The following is a 19,325-nucleotide window of genomic DNA, read 5'->3' as shown; positions in this document are numbered from 1 at the left end:
GTTGCTCTCCTTGCAAATCGTGCGGCGGGACCTCAGCCATTGAACGCGGCCTGCGCTTCCGGCAGGTCCCAGATCTTGCCGATCGCGGCGGCCCCCGCGGTGGTGATCGCGGCCTCGTCGCCGTGAACATAGCGTCCCGCATCGATCAGCAAGCGGCCGTTGACGATGACCTGATCGACATTGGCGCGGTTGCCGAGCGCGATCAGCGCGCGGCGCGGATCGAACAGCGGCTGCAGGTGCGGATGGGTCATGTCAATGACGGTCAGATCGGCCGTTGCGCCGGGCGCAATCGCCCCGAGATCCGGACGCTTCACCAGCGCAGCCGCGGTCGCTGTCACCGCTTCGATCAGGTCAGGCGCGCTCGCGACCTCGGCCCGCTGCAGCGCAAGCTTGGAGATCATCGAGGCCGCATTTAGCTCGCCAAGCAGGTCCATGTTGTAGCCGTCGGTGCCGACCACGGTGCGCACGCCATGTTCGGCAAACCGGCAGAACGCCGCTGTGACGCCGGATCGGGCGAACACCCGCGGGCAATTCAACACCGCAGCGCCCCGCGCCGCCATCAGCTTCAGATCGCTGTCGGAGCTTGCGATGCAATGCGCTGCGAGGAGATCAGGAGCCAGCAGGCCCAGCCAATCGAGATATTCGGCCGGCGTGCGGCCGTCATAACGCTTGCCAATCGTTTCCACCTCGGCACGGCTCTGCGCCAGATGGGTCGTGATGGGAACGCCGAGCTCGCGGGCCCGTGCCGCACAAGCACGCAGCAGATCGGGTCCGCAGGTGTCGGTCGCATGCGGGCTCATCGCAAGGCCAATCCGCCCGTCGCCGCAACCGTTCCAGCGCTGATAGAGCGCGTTCCAGGTGGCGAGGTCGACCGCGCCGTCGTCACCGGAATATCTGACCACACCGTCCGGGCCGGCCTTGGCGTCCGAGGTCGAGAACAGATACGGCGCGCCATAGAATCGGATTCCCATCTCCTCGGCGGCGTCGAACATCTCGGGAATCTTGTTGCGGAACGGCTCCATCACCGTGGTCGCCCCGCCCTTGAGTAACTGCAGGATGCCGAGCCGCGCGACCGCAAGGCGCTCCTCGGCCGAGAGCAGATCGGCGCCGCGTTTGGTCAGCGGCAACAGCACCGTATAGACGATGCTCTGATTGTTGCGCCGGCCGTTGCCGTCCTCGGTGTGGCTGCGCGCCACCGCCTCGCTGAAACAGTGATTGTGCAGGTTCATCAGGCCCGGCAGGATGAAACGGCCGGGACGATCATATACCTCGGCGGCGGACGGCCTGTCCTTGGTGATAGCCGCGACCTTCTTGCCCTCGATCAGCACCCAATGATCGCGAAGCACATCCTGCGTATCGTCGCGGCGAGATAACACGTAGCTGCCGAAGATCGCGATGCTGCTCATGATGGACGCACATTCCAGAACACCGCGGTGCCGTCAAGGATGCCGGTGGTACTCTTGCGGTAGGCGGTCGGTTGCTTGTACAGGCCGATCGGAAAATATGGGATCTCTTCAAACGCCAGCGCCTGGATCTCGCGGCATATCCGCTGTTGCTCTTCGAGCGAGGAAGCCGCGAGCCACTGGCCGCGCAAGCCGCCCATCCTCTCGCTGCTGTACCATCCGGCGACTTTGCCTTCGCCGCGCAGATTGGTGTTACCGGCCGGGTTGAGCCAGTCGATGCCTTGCCAATTGCCGACGGCTGCGCTCCAGCCGCCCCTGTCGATTGGGTCCTTCTTGAGCTGGCGCTGCAGCACGACCGCGAAGTCGAGCGCCTGATGGTCGACGTTCATCCCGGCCCTCCGCAGCATGTCGGCGGCGACCTGGCCAAGCGGCTTTTGCGCGGCCGAATTGCTCGGCGACAGCAGCACGACCTTCTCGCCATTGTAGCCAGCCGCCGCCAGATCGGCCTTCACCTTAGCCATATCGCGCGGGCCGCGGAAGACGTTGAGCCCGACGTCATTGGCCATCGGTGTTCCCGGCGCGAAATAGCCGATCGGCGAGAGCTGGTACGCCGGATCTCCGCCCGCGACCGCAGTCATGAAATCGGATTGGTTGATCGCGCCGAGCAACCCGCGGCGGATCGCCGGATTGTCGAACGGCGGCTGTAGATGATTGACGCGGAGCATGCAGGTGTAACCGCGGGGATCCAGCACGCGCGTCTCGACTTCGCCGGACTGCCTCAACACCGGTAGCAAATCGTGCGGCGTGGTTTCCTGCCAATCCTGCTCGCCAGTCTGGAGGGCCGCCACGGCGGTCCCCGGATCCGGCGTCGTGGTCCACACAACGCGGTCATAGTGCACGACCTTGGGACCGGCGGTCCAATCCGGCTTGCCGTCCTGGCGAGGTTGATAGCGCTCGAACCGGGCATAGGCGTTGCGCACGCCCGGCACGCGTTCATCCGCGATGAAGCGGAACGGCCCGCTGCCGATCACTTCGGTAATCGGCTTGACTGGATCCTGGTTCGCAAACCGCTCGGGCATCATGAAAGCGGCATGCACCGCGGCCTTGCCGAGCGCCTGCGGCAGCAGCGGGAACGGCCGCCGCAAGCTGAAGCGGATGGTACGGTCATCCGGCGCGGACAGTTCTTCGGTTGCCGCCATCAATTCGCCGCCGAACCCGTCGCGCGAGGCCCAGCGGCGGATACTGGCAACACAGTCCCGCGCCAGCACCCGCTCCCCGTCGTGCCAGAGCAGCCCGTCGCGCAACGTCAGGTCCCATTGCTTGCCGTCATTGGAGACGACGTGGCCCGACACCATCTGCGGCGAGACTTCCAGCGCCAAATTGATGCCGTAGAGCGTGTCGTAGACCATGAAGCCATGGTTGCGCGACACCTGTGCGGTGGAATAGATCGGGTCGACGAACGCCAGATCGATCACCGGGATGAAGCGTAGCGTGGTCTGCGATTGCGCGCGCACGATACCCGGAAACGACAGCGCGGGAGCCACCGCCGCAGCGCGCAACAGGGACCGGCGGGAGAACTGCATCGAAGACTTGCCCATGCTCATCAGCGCGGTTGACCCGCGGCTTCGTGGTGCTGGAAGTTTGCTGCGATCGCCTCCCCGGTCGTGATCCACACATCCGGACAGGATTTGGCGTAGGTCAGGAACTCACGTAGCAGGCGCAGCCGCATCGGGCGGCCGCTGCATTGCGGATGCAGCACGGTGGTCACCATCGCGCCCCAGTCGCGGACCTCGTCAAGCTCGTCCTTCCAGATCGAGAGCACATGCTCCTTGGGAAAGATCGAGCGCGGGCTGAACCGCGCCGAGAGGCCGTGCATCCAGTCGTCATAGCTCGCGGTGACCGGCAGCTCGATCGTACCGGGTTTGCCGTCGGCCAGGCGATGACGGTAAGGCCGGACGTCGTCGCGGAACGACGAGGTGTAGACGATGCCGTGCCGGACCAGCGCTTGGCGCAGCTCCTCAGTGAACTCACCATAAGGTGCGCGATAGCCGATCGGCCTGACGCCGAGCCGGCGCTTCAGCGCCTCAAACCCCCGCTCCAGCTCCTCCTCGATCCAGGGATCGCCGGGGTCGGGCAGCAGATGGTGGTAGCCATGATGGCCGATCTCATGGCCCGCCTTGAGGATGGATTCCGCCATCGCGGGATGCGCATCTACCGACCATCCCGTAACGAAGAAGGTCGCCTTCAGATCGAGCTGGTCGAGCAGCTCCAACAGCTTCGGCGTGCCGACCCGCGCCTCATAGCCGCCATAGCTCATAGTGATCAGACGCTGGGCGTGCATGGCGTCCTTGCTGGTCCAGGCGCTCTCCGCGTCGACATCAAACGACAGGAACATTGCCGACGTCCACGGCTTCGGCCAGGGATAGTGCGGAGCGGGATCCGCGGTGTTAGCCGGGCCGAGCGGGATGCTCTGGAGCGCCTTACTGTCCAGCATTGATGGTCGCCTTCTCTACGCCGTTGTCGTTCAATTTCCACTTCACCAGCAGGGTGCGGTAGGTGCCATCACCGATCAACGCGTCGAGCGCCTCCACGAAGGCCTGATGCAGCGCCTTCTCCTTCACCGGCAACGCGATGCCGGTGAACTGCGCCGCAATGGCCTGGCCGAGCGGCGCATAAGCACCGGGCTCCTGATCCATGATGTAGGGCAGCGTCTCGTTGCCCTGGACAGCCGCGTCGATCCGGCCCTGTTTCAGCTGCGTCCGTGCGTCCGCAGAGCCTTCGGTGCCGACGAACACAATAGGGTTGCTGCCACAATGCGCCGTGCTCCACGCCGCGATTTGATCCGGGAACATGGTTCGGCGGCTAGCGCCGACCTTCTTGCCGCACAGCGCCGCCATATCCTTGAATTCCGCGGCGCGTGGCTGCTGCACAAAGAACTGCGGGCCGCTGCGCAGATAATCGACGAAGGTTGCCGCCTCATGCCGCGTCGCATAGTCGGTGAAGCCTGACAGGATCGCATCCACCCGTCCCGACGAAATCGACGGCATGAACTGTGCGAAGCTGGTCTCTTCCCACTCCAGCTTGACGCCGAGCTTGCGACCCAGCGCCTCGCCGAGATCGACATCGAATCCGGCCAGCGCATTGGTGGCGGGATCGCGGAACTCCATCGGTGGATAGTTCGGCACGATGGCGACCTTGATGCTGCCGCGCTTCGCAATCTCCGCAGGCAGCTCGATCGCAAAGGCCGGCGCGGCCAAGACCAAGCCAAGCACGCCCGCAACAACCAGTCTGATCATCAAATTTCCTCCCATTAGATCACCGCCGCCAGAAACGCCTGTGTGCGCGCCTCTCGCGGTGCCCCGAGAACCTCGGCGGCGCGCCCCGACTCCACGATTGTGCCATGGTCCATGTAGACGACGCGATCAGCGACCTCGCGGGCAAAACCAAGCTCATGCGTCACCACCATCATGGTCATGCCGCTCTGCGCGAGCTCCTTGATGACCGCCAACACCTCGCCCACAAGCTCGGGATCGAGCGCGCTGGTCGGCTCGTCGAACAGCATAAGCATCGGCTTCATCGCCAGCGCCCGCGCGATCGCCACGCGCTGCTGTTGGCCGCCTGAGAGCTGCGACGGATAGGACTCCGCTTTTGTGGCCAGCCCGACCCGGCGCAGCAGCTCGATCGCCTCGGCGCGGACCTCATCCAGCGAGCGGCCCTGCACCTGCACCGGTCCTTCCGTGATGTTCTCCAGCGCCGTCTTGTGCGGAAACAGGTTGAAGCGCTGGAACACCATCCCCGTTTTCAGCCGCTGCCGCGCGATCTGCCGTTCGGTCAGGCGGCGCAGCTTGCCGCCCTCCTCGCGGACGCCCAGCAGCTCGCCATCCAGCCAGATGCCGCCGACGTCGATCACGGTGAGCTGGTTGATGCAACGAAGCAGCGTCGTCTTACCCGAGCCTGACGCACCGATCAGGCACAGCACCTCGCCGGGCCACACGTCGAGCGAGACATTCTTGAGAGCCTGGAACTCTCCAAAGGCCTTGCTGACGGAGCGGATCGCGACGAGGGGTTTCGTCATCGGTTGATCCGTGCCGTTCCACGCGCAAAGCGGCGCTCGAGCAGCATCTGCAGCGGTGTCAGGATCGACACCACCAGCAGATACCAGCAGCCGGCGACGATCAGGAGCTCGATGACGCGCGAATTCGCGTAGTAGATATTCTCGGCGTTGTGCAGCACCTCGGGATACTGGATCACGCTGGCGAGCGAGGTCGCCTTCACCATACCGATGAATTCATTGCCGAGCGGCGGGATCACCACGCGCATCGCCTGCGGCAGGATGATGCGACGCAGTGCGCGCAGTCGCCCCATACCGATCGCCTGCGCCGCCTCATATTGCCCGGCATCGACCGACAGCATGCCGGCGCGCATCACCTCCGACGTATAGGCGCCCTGGTTGATGCCGAGCCCGAGCAGCGCGGCGAGAAATGGCGTCATGACGTCGACGGCGCGCGCCGTCCACAGGCCGGGAATGCCAATGGTCGGGAACACCAGCGCGAGGTTGAACCACAGGAGAAGTTGCAGGATCAGCGGCGTGCCGCGGAACAGCCAAGTGTAGCCTGCAGCGACTGACTTCAGCACCGGATTGGGCGACAGCCGCATGATCGCTACGACCACGCCGAGGATGATGCCGAGCGCCATTGCGAGCACGGCCATCACCATGGTGTTGACAATGCCCTGGAGGATCACCTTCGCGGTCAGGAAGCGGCTGACATAGGACCATTCGATCTGGCCGGCGGCGAAGGCGCGCCCGATCGCCGCCAGCACCACGACGATGGCGGCCGCAGCCAACCATCGCCGCCAGTGGACCTCTCGCGCGATCTGCATCTGCGAGAGATCGGGAAAGCCTGCCGCCAGAGTCGGGGCCACCCTCATTGCGGCGCCGCATTCATCATCGGCTTGGCGACGGCATTCGCCCCCAAGCCAAAATTGTCGAGGATCTTCTTGTAGGAGCCGTCGGCGATCATCGCCGCGAGGTGTTCCGTCACCACCTCGCGCAGCACGGCATCGTCCTTGCGGAACATGATGCCCTGGTAGCCGATTGCGAAGGGCTCGCCGACAACACGGTATTTTCCGGCCTCCTGCGCTTGCGCATAGGGCAGCGTTTCGCTGCCTTGGACCGCGGCGTCGACGCGGCCCTGCTTGAGCTGGTTGCGGACGTCGATTGAGTTCTCGCCCGGAACGTACTGAATGGCCGGCTTGCCCGCGGCCTCGCAGTTCTGCTTGCTCCACTTCTCGATCTCGACCGGGAAGCTCGTGCTGCGCGTGGTGCCGACCTTCTTGCCACAGAGATCGGCGGCGACCTTTGCCTCATGCCCGTCCAGAACGAAGAACTGCGGACCGGTGGTCAGGTAGTCGATGAAGTCGGCGGTCTCGCGCCGTGAGCTACGGTCGGAAATGCCGCTGATGATGAAATCGGCGCGCTTGGTCTGCAGCGAGGGGATGAGCTCGGCGAACGGCGTTTCGCTCCAGACGATCTTGACGCCGAGCCGCTTGGCAAGTTCATTGGCCAGATCGATGTCGAGGCCGACAAGCTCGTTGCTCGCGGGATCGCGATACTCCATCGGCGCGTAGGTCGAATTGACGGTCAGCTTCAATGTGCCGGCCTGCTTGATCTCTGCCGGCAGTTCGGCCGCCTGCACGGAGGCCGTGGCAGCGAATGCGGCGAGGCCCAAGAAAAGGGAGAGGCGTGTCATGTCAGCTCCTTTGCCAACGCTGCAACCGGCCGCGTATCAGTTCATGTCAAGAAGCGCCGGCTCGATGACGCCGGCGCGTTCGGTGATCACCCTGTATTGCTCGGGCCGCCGGTGGGCGGCGAAATTGAACATCTTGTCCTTGCCCTGACGGCAGAGATTGAGATCGACGTCGGCGACAATGACTTCGTCGGCGAGGGTCTTCGCCTGTGCAACGATCTTGCCATTCGGATCGACGATGCATGAGCCTCCGATCAGGCAGGAGCCGTCCTCGTCGCCGGCCTTCGCCACCGCGATCGCCCAGGTCGCGTTCATGTAGGCGTTGGCCTGCGCGACCAGCGTTGAATGGAAGGTGCGCAGCGCGGCATCCTCGCTGGTTCCGCCGTTCGGATCGTAGGCCGCGGAGTTGTAACCGATGCACACCAGCTCAACGCCCTGCAGGCCGAGCACCCGCCAGGATTCCGGCCAACGGCGATCATTGCAGATCATCATGCCCATGATCGCGTGTCCCCAGGCCGAACCGGCGCGGAAGGCCGGAAAGCCGAGATCGCCATACTCGAAATAGCGCTTCTCGAGCTGCTGGTAGCGCGCGCCCGCCCGCGGCTCGACCGAGCCCGGCAGATGCACCTTGCGATAACGGCCGATGATCTCGCCATAGTCATCGACCAGGATCGCGCAATTGTAGCGTCGGTCATCGGCTGTCAGCTCGGCGTAGCCGACATAGAAGCCGACGCGCAGCGCGCGGGCACGGTCGAACAGCGCCTGGACCGCAGGGTTCGGCATGCCGCGCTCGAAATACTGATCAAGCCCATCGCCTTCGAGCAGCCAACGCGGGAAGAACGTCGTGAACGCGAGTTCGGGAAACACCACGAGGCGCGCGCCCTGTTCAGCCGCCGCATCCAAGAGTTTCAGCATGCGATCGAGCGTATGTGCGCGGCTGTCTGCCCTTTGCGTCGGCCCCATCTGGGCGGCGGCAGCACGAAGAACGCGGGTCAAACATTGCCTCCAAATCAAGCGGACTGCTGCCTCGTTAGGCGAACCGATTTCGCTTCCGCAGCGCACTTTCCGCACCGCATTACAAGAAAGCTGGACGGCGTTGGCAATCACTCGTGCTATGATATTTTCGGCCAGACTATAACGGGCGCGAATAGATGAACCTGCGTCAACTCGAAATTTTGCGTGCGGTCGTTCGACACCGGACAACGGTCGCAGCAGCCGAGGAGCTGTCGCTGTCACAGCCGGCGATCAGCAACGCGTTGAAGGCGATGGAGACGCAGGCGGGCTTCGCCTTGTTCGAGCGCGTCAACAACCGCCTGTTTCCGACCGCCGAGGCGATGGCGCTCTACAAGGAAAGCGAGACGATTTTTGCGCTGCATGCCAAGCTGGAAAACCGCGTCCGTGATCTCAGGGAATGTCGCACAGGGCATCTGTCGATCGTCGCAACGCCGCCGCTGGCCTACAGCATCATCCCGCCCGCATTGTCGGACTTCCTGCGCCGGCGGCCGCAGACGCGGATGTTCTTCGACGTACGCCGCTATGAGGGCATCATCGACGGACTCCTGAGCCGGGTCGCCGAGCTCGGCTTCGTGCTCGGCTTCTCGCATCATCCGGGCATCGCGCATGAAGTGGTACACACCGGCGAGATGGTCTGCGTCATGCCGCCGCAGCATCCGCTGGCGGACCGCGCGGTGATCACCGCGTCCGATCTCGTCGATCTCCCCTTCATCGGGCTCGAGCGCGGAACGCAGTTGGGTGAAGCCGTGCGTGCGAGTTTTGCTTCGGCCGGCGCTCCATTCCAGCCAACCGTCGAGGTGCGATACTGCAACACCGCCTGCGTGCTCGCCGCGGCAGGCGTCGGCGCGTCGGTGGTGGATCCGTTCTCGCCGCACCAGGCTGGCAGTCGAGAGCTGGTCATACGTCCCTTCCTTCCCAAAACACCTGCGCTAGCATACATGCTGTGGTCCGAAGCGGAGCCGCTCTCGCGTCTTGCAAGAGTGTTCCTCGAGGAAGTCCGCCGAGCAAGCCGACAACTGGAATGATCCGGGCACCGTACTGCCGACTGCACAAGCCGACGTCGTACATGGTCCGGCTGAACCTCGATCGGGCGTCGTCGCTGAACCTCCGCCCGCTCCGCTGGAATCGGAACTGGGCTCTGGATTCCTGTCTTGACACGTTTTTCCTTGCGCAGACCGGTCTCCACTCCGCTCGAAAACGCGCGAAATCGTTCTAACAAGCCGCCGTCATCCCTGTCCGGCGATCCGCAAGGCAAGGTCGAGTGCCCGCAACTCATTCGGTGTCGCCGGCGGCTACGGCGGCCGCACCGCGTCGCATGAAAGGCATCCGAGCAGCTTCAGGCAGGCCTTGAGCCGCACCGTTGTCCGTCCTCCCGGCGGATCGCGGTAGATCGCTGCTGCCAGCGGATACAGTTTGTCGTGCACTGCGCGAGCCCGCTGCCAATCGCCGGCCTCCGCCGCGATCCAGAGGCTGACCACCAGTTCCGGGACGACGCAGGCGAGACTGATCTGGCCGCCGGCCGAGCCGACGAGATAACTCGTCAGCAGGTGCTCATCTCCTGAGCCGAGCACGACGAACTCCTGCCGCAGCTTGCGGATCAGCCTCAGATTCTGTTCGTAAGTCGCGACCTCCCAACTGCCCTCTTTGATCGCGACGAAGCGTCGGTCGGCGACGAGCCGCTCCAGCAGCGGCGGAGCATAGGCCATGGCGCCCGCGCCGACCGGCGCGGCGTAGAGCATTAGCGGCACGATCGTGGCATCACGGATATGGTGGTGATGCTCGATGACACAGTCGTCAGCGTGACCGAGCGCCCAGCTGTTGGGCGGAAACACCAGCAGCCCGTCCGCCCCCGCCTGCTCCAGCGTGGCCGCCTCTCGCGCAGCCTCCGGGCTGGATTCATGATTGACCCCGGAAACGATCAAGCAGCCCTTCGGAGCGTGCTCGAGCGCCAGCTCCACCACGCGCCGTTTTTCAGCGAGCGACAGCACGAAATTCTCGCCAGCGTGGCCGTTGACCAGCAGCCCATTGATGCCGGGCGTGGAGGCGACCGAGGCGAGATGCGCTGCGAGCTTTGCCTCGTCGATCCCGAAGTCAGGCGCGCGAGCGTATAGGCCATCGATGCCATGCGCTCGACCAGCGCAGCGATCTCGGCCGGCGAAAATTTCTCGGCTTGAATCACGTCGAAGCCCGCGACCGCCACGGCAAGGGCAGCATCGGCCGTCTTCACCTCGATCACCAGCTTAGCAATCGCGGCCTCGTTGCTGCCGACGCTCTCATCCACACGGTATCGCGCCGTCACGCTGAAGTCGTAGAATTCTCCGATAGGATCCGGCATCACTCCCAAGGCACGAGACTTGGTGACCATCTCGGATACGTGACTGAATTCGTGCTTGTGGCACGTGACGACTAGGTGCCTTCTGTCAGCCAAGCCCACCGCTAACGTCAACCCGAGAAGCGGGTCGACGGCTTCACGCTGATGTCGTCTCCATCACCGCGGCCCCGATTGCGCGGTGATCGGCGCTCAGCCGTCGCGAACAAACGGTGGCGACCGCCTCGAAGAGCGACAGGGCCTTCGTCGGGCAGAGGCAGGTCCCCGATCGTTGTGAAACTGCGCAGGGAGGGAAGATTGGCGATGCCGTCGGGAGAGGGCCGGATCACGCAACGACTGCTCCCGATGCGTTGGTCGATATCGTCTGCAGTGCCAAGCAAAAGGCTTTCCGATGCCGCCGCTAACTGCGCGCGCTGTAGCGTACAAATCGGACGAACCGGAAGCGATCTCACCGTGATTCCGGCTTGGGTTCGATTTCGGCCGAGGCGAGCGTCCACAACGTAACGGCATGGAGACATGCCTGCTGCCGGGGAGCCTGCATTTTATTTTTGTCGGCTAATACCGCGCAGCAGTTGTTGGTATTCCTGTTGGTATCGGCGGCATCCGAAGACAAAAATGAGCTTAAATTCAAACGGTTACAGCACTAGGCGATTGTCGGCCAGGGGCACCAGCCTTCGCTGCTTCGCAGCTACGGCTGGGCGAACCAGGCGCAAGTCTATCCAATGCGAAGCAGCGAAGGCTGTCCCGCCGGAACCTTGGCGAAGGCGGACTGGCTCAACGAGCCTCCACGGCCTCCTCTAGCCATTCTCCCATCCCCACTGTATAAGCCGGTAGCTTCTTCTGTAACTCGAAGGAGCTCACATGAACGATCTGCACGCGTGGCTTTCCCAGCAGCACCACGGTTTGCGGACCTTCCAAATCTTCCAGCAAAAGCTCGAGAGGCTCGGCCGGGACGATCCCGCCCAGCGTGGCCTGTGCCGTCTGCTCAGCGGTGTCGTCGGCAGCTATGTCGAGGCCTTTGACGAGGCCCCGCTGCCGGTCGAGGTCGCCGATGGCGCCTACCGTCGCCTGCTGACGCTGGTTGGCAGCCTCGATCTCCACGGCGACCCCACCCGCCGGCTTGCCGACATCAATCGCGTGGCAACCTGCGAATTGTGGCGGTGATTGGCAGGATGAGCGTGCACACTTCAATTTTCAAACAACACGAGACGCGCCTGTACGGCCTCGCGACGCATGACGCCCGAGCCTTGTGCTTCTCTTGACGCCCCTTCGTTGGAAAGGGCGCAGGGAAGGCCGGGTGCTGGCTGGCACCCGCGGTCCGCTGTGCGCAAATTGCGCGAAGACAGATGCACAGCGGCATACAGGGCAGCCTGGACATCCCGGCCTTTCCCTGCGCAGTGGTTTGACGGCTTATGGCGCGCTCTCCCCGGGGAGCGATGCACTATTGCCCCCGTCGCCTTGCGGATGGCTGATGCGCTCGCCCGGTCGGGCAGCACGCACCACCACAAGCCTTGACGCACAGACCCCGGGCGCCAGGACCACACGCTTTTGCCGTACGCAAACCGCACCTGTCGTTTGCGCGCCGCTCAACCGCTCACGGGCCAAACCCGCCCTGCGACTGCATGCGCGCCGATACGCTCCACGCCCACCGCCACCCGGCCCGCGTATCGTGACGATCGCGAAACGCCCCCTTATCCATGGGCCGGGATGATCGACACATACGATATTTCCGAATTTCGGTCAATAAGAATTTTCGAGTCACGAAGCGGCGAGCGTTCGGACAGACCTTGTTCCGGCTGAGAATCATCTTCTGCGGCCCAACAGCTTCATTCTTGCCCCGCGTGTCTCCGCATGGTCATTGCGAGCGCAGCGAAGCAATCCAGGAATGCATCCGCGGAGATAGTCTGGATTGCTTCGTCGCAAGAGCTCCTCGCAATGACGAGGAGGAGAGATTACGCGTCCGACTGCCGTGTCGGCGCGGAGACCCCCAGGAGCGAAGTGGCACCTGCTGTTCGAGCGTCGAACTATCGATAGGGATTAGATACCGTACCGCCGCGAGGCATTCGACTTCTCACGGCCGCTCCCTATATCCTCTCGCAACCGATGTGATGCAGCGGACAGCTTTGATGCCCAGGAGACGCACGACGGACAGGGACGCCGACGACCTCCCCCGCTTCTTCGTCTGGGTCCGGGGCCTCGAAGGGCCCGAACCTCAGAAATGGATGACGATGGATTTCGGCGTCGGAGACTGGAAGCGGCCGCTCGTGCTGGCCTATCTGGAGCTGCCGGAAGACGAACGACATCTATCCTTGTCGGTGCTGGCCCGGCGCTATCCACCGCCGCGGGATGATCTTTCGTGAGCCGGGCTAGGGTGTGTACTCATAAACGTCGGCTCCGCAGGGCAAAGCGGAAGTCACCCCGCTTGAGCGTGATCGGCGGCTTGTGACCCAAGGCTGCTCTTGCACGCGGTCGTAGTGTGTGCGGGTGCATAGGCGAAGGCTGGGACCAGAGGATCAATATTACTCGTGCCGAATTAATGAGACAGGCTACACGTTTCGGAGGAGGTTCGAAATGTATACGCGCGTTCTGGGACTCACGATATCTGCTCTCATGCTGACGTACGGCCCGGTCGGTGCGATCGCACAAGACCGAATGACACCCCAGCCAGATCAGCAACAAATGCAATCCCATCCCACGGGCCAGGAAGGCGCGAGCACGATGGGGCAAGGCGGCATGATGGGGCACGGAATGATGGGAGGACGTATGATGGGGCGCGGCATGATGGGTGGGAGCGCGATGGGATCACCCTTTATGATGCGCATGATGTTCGCTCTGATGGACGCCGACGGCGATGGGACCATCTCACTGCAGGAGTTTCAGGCAGCTCACGAACGGATTTTCAAGGCAATGGACAGCAATAAAGATGGCAAGCTGACCCTGGAGGAGATGCAAGTGTTCATACACGGCACCAGGTGATCGGCTCCGGCGCGGATGGCGCGCGTCGCGTGCGCCATCCGCCCCCGAAGAAATGAGCCTTAAGCCTTCAGGTCCGTGATCCGCATAATCGCGACCACACTCCCATCGTTGTACGCCTGTTCTTTCGTGTCCTTGTTGCAGGTCCAGACAAAATTCTTCTTGCCCGTAAAGGTCTTTCCCTCCTGATCAAGCCGAAGCTCCCCTTCGGTGATATGGCAGACCATGGCATTCATCATCGGGGGCCCCATGGTCTTCGACCCCGGCTGCATAATGATATCGCGCATTGAGACGGTCTTAAAACCTGGGATCAGGGATGGTGTCTCGCCTTCATATTCACGCACCACGACACCTGGCCAAGGCGTCGTATCCTTGTAGCCTGTGGTTTGCGCGGCGGCTGGCTTGATCATGGCAGCCGAAGCCGCTGCCAACCCGAATCCCAGTGCGGATCTTCGATCGATCTTGGTCATCGCTTTTCTCCCGACATGCCGAACAAGCCGCCGCAGAAGCAGCGGGCAAAGTTCGTGGTGAACGGTAGTGCGAAACCGAAAAAAGAAACGGTCTCTAAGAGAGCGTGCCTGCCGATAGCACAATTGCTCGTTTGCCCGGACGGTGATCTCGGCGCGTCCCGCTTGAAGGGCGTGACATTCTACGTCACCTGACGCATTCGGGAAACAAGCGGGATCGCAAGAAGACATCGCGCCCTAAGAATGGCCGCGATTGGCCCGAACCTGCCTTAGCTCGATGCTGGTCCAAGCGTCGGCTGTTGGGTGCAGAACGGAAAGGGCTCACAACGGTGTAGACGGCCGGTTTTGAGCCAAAGCGGAGTTCGGCCAGAGGCCGGGCGATTTCTGTCAGTCTCCGTAGCGCGTAATCCCGATCACCGAAATCTCTGATGGATGGCAGGTCGGCTTCACATGCGGTTTTTGCCACCAAAGCGCGCCTCGCGTGAAGTTGCGCTCTCTCGCTACGGCGACGAAGGCAAGTCAATCACTGGCGTCCCCCGATTCATTCATCAGCCTGTCTTATAAGTCCAATCATAATTTATCATCTAATCGCATGAGAGGAAACGCCTTAAGGTTTGCCCCTGTGTTTTTCCAGATTACGCCCGGCCGTGATCGCTCGGAAACGCACAGGAGAATGAAGAATGCAGACTCGTGCGATTGGCAACTGCGGACTTGCGGTCTCGACTATCGGCCTCGGCTGCATGGGCCTGAACCACCATCGCGGTCCGGCTCCGGACCGCAACGAGATGATTGCGCTCATGCGCGCGGCAGTGGAGCGCGGTGTCACCTTCTTTGACACGGCCGAGGTCTATGGCCCGCTCACGAACGAAGAACTCGTAGGTGAGGCCTTGGAGCCATTCGGCCACGAGGTCGTCATCGCCACCAAGTTCGGCCACGATTTGAGTCAGACGAGGCCGAGCGGCCGCGACAGCCGTCCCGAGACCATCCGAAAGGCGGTTGAAGGTTCGCTGAAGCGGCTGCGGGTCGAGATGATCGATCTCTATTATCAGCACCGGGTCGATCCCGACATGCCGATCGAGGACGTCGCCGGCGCGGTGAAGGACCTCATCGTACAGGGCAAAGTCAAACATTTTGGGCTCAGTGAGGCAGCCGCCTCGACCATCCGTCGTGCGCACGCGGTTCAGCCGGTCGCGGCGATCCAGAGTGAATACTCCCTGTGGTGGCGCGACCCCGAAGCTGAGGTGCTGCCGGTTTGCGCGGAGCTCGGGATCGGTTTCGTCCCCTACAGCCCGCTCGGGAGGGGGTTCCTCACCGGCAAGATCGACGAGACGACCACCTTCGGCGGCAACGATAACCGCACCAGCCTGCCGCGCTTCGCGCCTGAGGCTCTCAGGGCAAACCGTCCGGTGGTCGAACTGCTGGAGACAATTGGAAGGCGGAAGCACGCGACGCCGGCGCAGATCGCGCTCGCCTGGCTGCTGGCGCAGAAGCCCTGGATCGTCCCGATTCCCGGCACCACGAAGCTCAACCGGCTCGATGAGAACATTGGCGCGGCCGCAGTCGAACTCACGCCCGACGATTTGCGGCAGATCGAGGAGGCCGCCGCCGGGATCACCATACAAGGCGACCGCTATCCCAGGCGGAAGCCGTGCGCACGAAGCGCTGACGGCATGGACGCCGCAAACCAGTTCAAGGAGATAGAGACATGAACATTTCATTCGAGGGCAAGGTCGCTCTGGTGACCGGCGCAGCTTCCGGTCTCGGTCTCGCAACCGCAAAAGCTTTCGCAGAATCGGGGGCGTCTGTCGCGCTCGCGGACTGGAACGAGAATGCGGCGCGCGCCGCCGTCGACGAGCTCAATGCTCGAGGTCACAAAGCGATCAGCATCCGTTGCAATGTGGCCGATGATGCTGAGGTCGAAGCCATGGTCTCAAAGACGGTCGAAACTTTCGGTCGGCTCGATGCCGCCTACAACAATGCCGGCGTCCAGAATGTGCTCGCAGAAACCGCCGACACCACCCGCGAGGATTATGACCGTGTCATGGGGGTCAATCTGCGCGGCGTATGGAGCTGCATGAAATTCGAATTGCAGCAGATGCGCAAGCAGGGCAGCGGCGCCATCGTCAATTGCTCGTCTCTCGGCGGTCTTGTCGGAGGTGCAGAACGCGGGATCTATCACGCCGCCAAGCATGGTATCCACGGGTTCACTAAAAGCGCAGCGCTCGAATATGGAACGCGCGGCATCCGCGTTAATGCCATTTGCCCGGGATTGATATGGACGCCGATGGTGGACCAGATGGTGACCGACGGGCAAGGCGATGCGCTCAAGCCCATGGAAAAAAGCATTCCGATGGGGCGTGTCGGGCGCCCCGAGGAAATCGCGAATGCGGTTCTATGGCTATGCAGCGACGCTGCGAGCTATGTGACCGGCCAGTCCATCTCGGTCGACGGCGGCTTCGTCATGCGTTGAAGTCGCCTTTTTGGCTCAACTCGGACGTCCGGTGAGCAGCGGTAATGGGCCGGTGTCAGAGGCGGAGCGGACGCATCTGGCCCTGAGTGCAGCGCGGATTATGAGCACGCGCTCTAGCCTAGGCGCAGCTCACGACCGTCAGTCCGCGCCTGGCGCGGGACCGTGTTATCGTCGCCCCCATGATTATGGGTGTCACGGCATCCGCACTGCGGTTAGACTTGCCTCGCGCCGCGGGGGACACGCGGGTCGCGGGACGATGAACATGAGCGAACAGGGCGAGACGGGTGAGGCCATCACCATCCTCCTCGTCGAGGACGACGCGCCGACCTGCTGGCGGCTCCAGGACGCGCTGGTCAAGGCCGGCTACGAGGTGCGGAGTGCCGGCACACTCGCAGAGGCCCGCTCCGCGCTCGGCGAGGGGGCGCCTCGCGTGCTGCTCACCGATCTCAGGCTGCCCGACGGCCACGGCATCGAGCTGATTCGCGAAACCCGGCAGCGCTTTCCCGAAACCGAGATCATGGTGATCTCGGCGCTCGGCGACGAGGAAAGCGTGATCTCGGCGATCACGGTCGGCGCCACCGGCTATCTCCTGAAGGATGCCTTCCCGACCGACATCGCCACCACCGTGCGCGATCTGGTCGCCGGCCATTCGCCGATCTCGGCCTCGATCGCCCGTTTCATCGTGCGGCGTACGCAGAGTTCGGCGGAGCCCTCGCCCGGGCCCGCGCTCAACACGGCCAAGCTGACCCCGCGGGAGATCGACATCCTCTGGGGCATCGCCAAAGGCTTCAGCTATGCCGAGATCGCGAGCCATCTCGGCCTGTCCAGGCAGACCGTGCCCGGCCACATCAAGAACATCTATCGCAAGCTCGAGGTGCACACCCGCGGCGAGGCCGTGTTCGAAGCGGTGCAGCAGGGCCTGATCAAGCTGTGAGCGAGATCGCGGCGAAGACATCGATGCGCCCGCGGCGCCGGCTGATCGTGTCGCGCCTCGTGCCCTATCTGCTGCTCCAGGCCCTGATCGTCATCGTCACCGTCCTTGGGCTCCGGCTGCTGCAACCCGGCGATCCCGAAGACTTCGCCGTGAGCGATTTTTCGGCGCGCGAGGACGGTACGATGCGTGCGGTGACGCTGCCGCACTTCACCGCATCGCGCTATTCGCTGGCGGACCCGCCGCTCTATACCGGCGCCTTCACATTTCGCAGGAGCGATGCGGGATGGTCGGTGTATCTGCCACGCTTCAGCAATGCGGTGGAGGTCGCCGTCAACGGCGTCGTGGTGCTGGATTCCCGGCGTGACGCCAATGCCAACCGGCCGGACCGCAACACGCCGCAGATCGCGGCGATTCCGTCCTCGCTGCCGCGCGACGGCGCCAACGATCTCACGGTGCGGCTGTTCGTCTGGGGGCCGCTGAAGGGCTTTCTCGACACCGTCTATGTCGGGCCGGACGCCGCCTTGCGTCCCGCCTATGAGACGCGCACGCTGCTGTTCGTCACGCTGCCCGTCGTGTTCTCCGCCTGGCAATCGATTCTCGCGGTCATCCTTGCGATCATGTGGCTGATGCGGCGCCACGAGCCGGTTTACGGCGTGCTGGCGGCGGCGATGGTGCTCGGCGTGGTGCAGGCGTTCGTGCCGCCGCCGGTGCCGCCGGCCACCACGTCGCGGCTCGCCGCCGTGCTGCTGGCATCCGCACCGATCGAGAGCGCGCTGATCGTTGTGTTCGGCATGCTGTTTTTCGGCTGGCGCTGGCCGCGTTACGGCGCGCTGCTGTTCGTGCCGGGCCTCGTCGTGTTCGTGGTCGGGCTGATCGGCGGCCCGCCGCTGCCGCGCATTCTCTTTCTGGTGCTCGGCATTCCCACGGTCGGGCTGTGCCTGTTCCTGATGGCCTGCGTGACCGCGGCCGCAGTGGTCCGGCGGCAGGACGCGGCAAGCTTCACGATCGGCTGCGCCGTGACCATCGTGCTGGTCTGCTGGGTCCAGGACATGCTCACGGTGTTGGAGATCGCGACCAACGATCGCATCTTCGTCTCGCGCCTGTCCTATTCGGCGATGCTGGTCGCGATCGGCGCCGGGCTGACCTGGCGCTTCGCACGCGCGCTGAACCAGGTCGACAGCTTTGCCGGCCAACTCGTTGCACGGGTGGGCGAGGCCGAGGAACGGCTGAAGGCAAGCTTTGCCCGCGAGGAGGCGCGCGCCCGCGCCGCGGCGCTCGCCAATGAGCGCACGCGGCTGATGCGGGATCTGCATGACGGCCTTGGCGGCCAGCTCGTCAGCATCGTCGCGCTCTCCGAGCGCGGCCATGAGGGCGCGACCATCACGGAGGCCGCTCGCGCAGCACTGAAGGATCTACGCCTCGTCATCGATTCCATGGACGACATCGGCGGCGACCTGATGCTCGCGCTCGGCTCCTGGCGCGAGCGCGCGACGGCGCAATTGCGGCCGCACGACATCGCGCTCGACTGGCGCGTGGCCACGCCGCAGGGCCTGCCGCTGCATCCCGAATTGCGGCCATGGCACGTCATCCAGATCGTGCGCATCCTCGACGAGGCCGTGACCAACGCCGTCAAGCACGCAGAGGCGCGCCACATCGCGGTCAGCATCGAGACGCTCGACGACGATCACGGGCCGTATGGCGTGATCAGCGTGACGGACGACGGCAAGGGTTTTGCGGGCAAGGGCTTTGCGCTCGCCGGCAATGGCGCGGGCGCCGGCCAGACCGCGCGGGGCTTGCGCAACATGAGGAGCCGCGCCGCCCGCTGCGGCGCGGTGCTCGATCTGAGCTCGGATGTCTCAGGCACGCGCGTGCGGCTGCAATTGCCGCGGCGTTTTCCCGACAGCGATGCGGCTGCGGGCTGAAAAGCCCCCTCCCCGAACGTGTGGGGCGCACGGAGAGAGGGGACGGGCCGGGTCCTCTGCGGAGGA

General features: G+C 63.8%; 19 protein-coding genes. 8 read left to right on the top strand and 11 right to left on the bottom strand.

Features of this window, described 5'->3' with window-relative positions:
- Positions 1–32: 32 nt before the first annotated feature.
- From CWO91_RS10795 to CWO91_RS10760, 8 genes are read right to left on the bottom strand one after another with little or no spacing between them, the layout of a single operon-like run.
- Positions 33–1,406: an amidohydrolase family protein gene (locus CWO91_RS10795; protein WP_130213448.1), complete on the bottom strand. Its 1,374-nt coding sequence runs from the start codon at positions 1,404–1,406 to the stop codon at positions 33–35.
- Positions 1,403–2,986, bottom strand: a complete 1,584-nt coding sequence (locus CWO91_RS10790; RefSeq protein WP_130213468.1) for an ABC transporter substrate-binding protein — start codon at positions 2,984–2,986, stop codon at positions 1,403–1,405. Before CWO91_RS10790 ends, CWO91_RS10795 begins: the two co-directional genes overlap by 4 nt.
- Positions 2,987–3,006: 20 nt before the next feature.
- Positions 3,007–3,897, bottom strand: coding sequence for a polysaccharide deacetylase family protein (locus CWO91_RS10785; RefSeq protein WP_130213447.1), 891 nt, complete (start codon positions 3,895–3,897; stop codon positions 3,007–3,009).
- Positions 3,884–4,699, bottom strand: a complete 816-nt coding sequence (locus tag CWO91_RS10780) for an ABC transporter substrate-binding protein (protein WP_130213446.1) — start codon at positions 4,697–4,699, stop codon at positions 3,884–3,886. The genes CWO91_RS10785 and CWO91_RS10780 overlap by 14 nt, the downstream gene beginning before the upstream one ends.
- A gap of 14 nt (positions 4,700–4,713) precedes the next feature.
- Positions 4,714–5,478 carry an amino acid ABC transporter ATP-binding protein gene (locus CWO91_RS10775; RefSeq protein ID WP_130213445.1) on the bottom strand — a complete coding sequence of 255 codons (765 nt, stop codon included), beginning with the start codon at positions 5,476–5,478 and terminating at the stop codon, positions 4,714–4,716.
- Positions 5,475–6,332 carry an amino acid ABC transporter permease gene (locus CWO91_RS10770; RefSeq protein WP_130213444.1) on the bottom strand — a complete coding sequence of 286 codons (858 nt, stop codon included), beginning with the start codon at positions 6,330–6,332 and terminating at the stop codon, positions 5,475–5,477. The genes CWO91_RS10775 and CWO91_RS10770 overlap by 4 nt, the downstream gene beginning before the upstream one ends.
- A complete protein-coding gene (locus CWO91_RS10765) occupies positions 6,329–7,153 on the bottom strand; it encodes an ABC transporter substrate-binding protein (RefSeq protein WP_130213443.1) in 825 nt (274 codons plus the stop codon). The genes CWO91_RS10770 and CWO91_RS10765 overlap by 4 nt, the downstream gene beginning before the upstream one ends.
- A 36-nt stretch (positions 7,154–7,189) precedes the next feature.
- Entirely contained in the window at positions 7,190–8,146 is a 957-nt protein-coding gene (locus CWO91_RS10760) for an N-carbamoyl-D-amino-acid hydrolase (protein ID WP_130213442.1), read from the bottom strand.
- A 155-nt stretch (positions 8,147–8,301) separates the two neighbouring features.
- Here CWO91_RS10760 and CWO91_RS10755 point away from each other — a divergent pair, with 155 nt between their 5' ends.
- Entirely contained in the window at positions 8,302–9,189 is an 888-nt protein-coding gene (locus tag CWO91_RS10755; RefSeq protein WP_130213441.1) for a LysR family transcriptional regulator, read from the top strand.
- A gap of 267 nt (positions 9,190–9,456) precedes the next feature.
- Here the strand turns inward: CWO91_RS10755 and CWO91_RS10750 are convergent, their stop codons facing one another.
- Together CWO91_RS10750 and CWO91_RS45400 are read right to left on the bottom strand one after the other, a co-directional pair.
- Positions 9,457–10,182 (bottom strand): dihydrodipicolinate synthase family protein, encoded by a 726-nt coding sequence (locus CWO91_RS10750; protein WP_245471201.1) that lies wholly within the window; start codon positions 10,180–10,182, stop codon positions 9,457–9,459.
- Positions 10,083–10,598: a hypothetical protein gene (locus tag CWO91_RS45400; protein WP_433995552.1), complete on the bottom strand. Its 516-nt coding sequence runs from the start codon at positions 10,596–10,598 to the stop codon at positions 10,083–10,085. Before CWO91_RS45400 ends, CWO91_RS10750 begins: the two co-directional genes overlap by 100 nt.
- 756 nt (positions 10,599–11,354) lie before the next feature.
- Here CWO91_RS45400 and CWO91_RS10740 point away from each other — a divergent pair.
- From CWO91_RS10740 to CWO91_RS10725, 3 genes are all read left to right on the top strand, one after another.
- Positions 11,355–11,657 carry a hypothetical protein gene (locus CWO91_RS10740; RefSeq protein WP_130213439.1) on the top strand — a complete coding sequence of 101 codons (303 nt, stop codon included), beginning with the start codon at positions 11,355–11,357 and terminating at the stop codon, positions 11,655–11,657.
- A gap of 962 nt (positions 11,658–12,619) precedes the next feature.
- Positions 12,620–12,853, top strand: coding sequence for a hypothetical protein (locus tag CWO91_RS10730; protein WP_130213437.1), 234 nt, complete (start codon positions 12,620–12,622; stop codon positions 12,851–12,853).
- Between the two features lie 211 nt (positions 12,854–13,064).
- Complete coding sequence (locus CWO91_RS10725; RefSeq protein WP_091892272.1) at positions 13,065–13,469, top strand: EF-hand domain-containing protein; 405 nt, start codon at positions 13,065–13,067, stop codon at positions 13,467–13,469.
- A gap of 59 nt (positions 13,470–13,528) precedes the next feature.
- Here the strand turns inward: CWO91_RS10725 and CWO91_RS10720 are convergent, their stop codons facing one another.
- Positions 13,529–13,936, bottom strand: coding sequence for a hypothetical protein (locus CWO91_RS10720; protein WP_130213436.1), 408 nt, complete (start codon positions 13,934–13,936; stop codon positions 13,529–13,531).
- A gap of 677 nt (positions 13,937–14,613) precedes the next feature.
- Between CWO91_RS10720 and CWO91_RS10715 the strand changes: the two genes are divergently transcribed.
- The 4 genes from CWO91_RS10715 to CWO91_RS10700 all read left to right on the top strand — a co-directional run bounded on the left by CWO91_RS10715 (position 14,614) and on the right by CWO91_RS10700 (position 19,259).
- On the top strand, positions 14,614–15,642 hold the full coding sequence (locus CWO91_RS10715) for an aldo/keto reductase (protein ID WP_130213435.1): 1,029 nt from the start codon (positions 14,614–14,616) through the stop codon (positions 15,640–15,642).
- The gene (locus CWO91_RS10710) at positions 15,639–16,403 is read left to right on the top strand and encodes an SDR family NAD(P)-dependent oxidoreductase (RefSeq protein WP_130213434.1); all 765 of its coding nucleotides are present in this window, start codon (positions 15,639–15,641) and stop codon (positions 16,401–16,403) included. The genes CWO91_RS10715 and CWO91_RS10710 overlap by 4 nt, the downstream gene beginning before the upstream one ends.
- 262 nt (positions 16,404–16,665) lie before the next feature.
- A complete protein-coding gene (locus CWO91_RS10705; RefSeq protein ID WP_165405352.1) occupies positions 16,666–17,337 on the top strand; it encodes a response regulator transcription factor in 672 nt (223 codons plus the stop codon).
- A complete protein-coding gene (locus CWO91_RS10700; protein ID WP_130213432.1) occupies positions 17,334–19,259 on the top strand; it encodes a sensor histidine kinase in 1,926 nt (641 codons plus the stop codon). Before CWO91_RS10705 ends, CWO91_RS10700 begins: the two co-directional genes overlap by 4 nt.
- Positions 19,260–19,325: the final 66 nt, after the last annotated feature.

Origin of the sequence: Bradyrhizobium genosp. SA-3 (genome assembly GCF_004212635.1) — a bacterium.
GTDB lineage: Bacteria > Pseudomonadota > Alphaproteobacteria > Rhizobiales > Xanthobacteraceae > Bradyrhizobium.
The sequence above is the reverse complement of the archived record's forward strand: the minus strand, read 5'-3'. Positions and strand labels throughout refer to the sequence as shown.

Bases quoted from the DNA above. Each gene is read 5' to 3' on its own strand.
- CWO91_RS10795 (WP_130213448.1), bottom strand. From the start codon at position 1,406: ATGAGCAGCATCGCGATCTTCGGCAGCTACGTGTTATCTCGCCGCGAC.
- CWO91_RS10790 (WP_130213468.1), bottom strand. From the start codon at position 2,986: ATGCAGTTCTCCCGCCGGTCCCTGTTGCGCGCTGCGGCGGTGGCTCCC.
- CWO91_RS10785 (WP_130213447.1), bottom strand. From the start codon at position 3,897: ATGCTGGACAGTAAGGCGCTCCAGAGCATCCCGCTCGGCCCGGCTAAC.
- CWO91_RS10780 (WP_130213446.1), bottom strand. From the start codon at position 4,699: ATGATCAGACTGGTTGTTGCGGGCGTGCTTGGCTTGGTCTTGGCCGCG.
- CWO91_RS10775 (WP_130213445.1), bottom strand. From the start codon at position 5,478: ATGACGAAACCCCTCGTCGCGATCCGCTCCGTCAGCAAGGCCTTTGGA.
- CWO91_RS10770 (WP_130213444.1), bottom strand. From the start codon at position 6,332: ATGAGGGTGGCCCCGACTCTGGCGGCAGGCTTTCCCGATCTCTCGCAG.
- CWO91_RS10765 (WP_130213443.1), bottom strand. From the start codon at position 7,153: ATGACACGCCTCTCCCTTTTCTTGGGCCTCGCCGCATTCGCTGCCACG.
- CWO91_RS10755 (WP_130213441.1), top strand. From the start codon at position 8,302: ATGAACCTGCGTCAACTCGAAATTTTGCGTGCGGTCGTTCGACACCGG.
- CWO91_RS10740 (WP_130213439.1), top strand. From the start codon at position 11,355: ATGAACGATCTGCACGCGTGGCTTTCCCAGCAGCACCACGGTTTGCGG.
- CWO91_RS10730 (WP_130213437.1), top strand. From the start codon at position 12,620: ATGCCCAGGAGACGCACGACGGACAGGGACGCCGACGACCTCCCCCGC.
- CWO91_RS10725 (WP_091892272.1), top strand. From the start codon at position 13,065: ATGTATACGCGCGTTCTGGGACTCACGATATCTGCTCTCATGCTGACG.
- CWO91_RS10720 (WP_130213436.1), bottom strand. From the start codon at position 13,936: ATGACCAAGATCGATCGAAGATCCGCACTGGGATTCGGGTTGGCAGCG.
- CWO91_RS10715 (WP_130213435.1), top strand. From the start codon at position 14,614: ATGCAGACTCGTGCGATTGGCAACTGCGGACTTGCGGTCTCGACTATC.
- CWO91_RS10710 (WP_130213434.1), top strand. From the start codon at position 15,639: ATGAACATTTCATTCGAGGGCAAGGTCGCTCTGGTGACCGGCGCAGCT.
- CWO91_RS10705 (WP_165405352.1), top strand. From the start codon at position 16,666: ATGAGCGAACAGGGCGAGACGGGTGAGGCCATCACCATCCTCCTCGTC.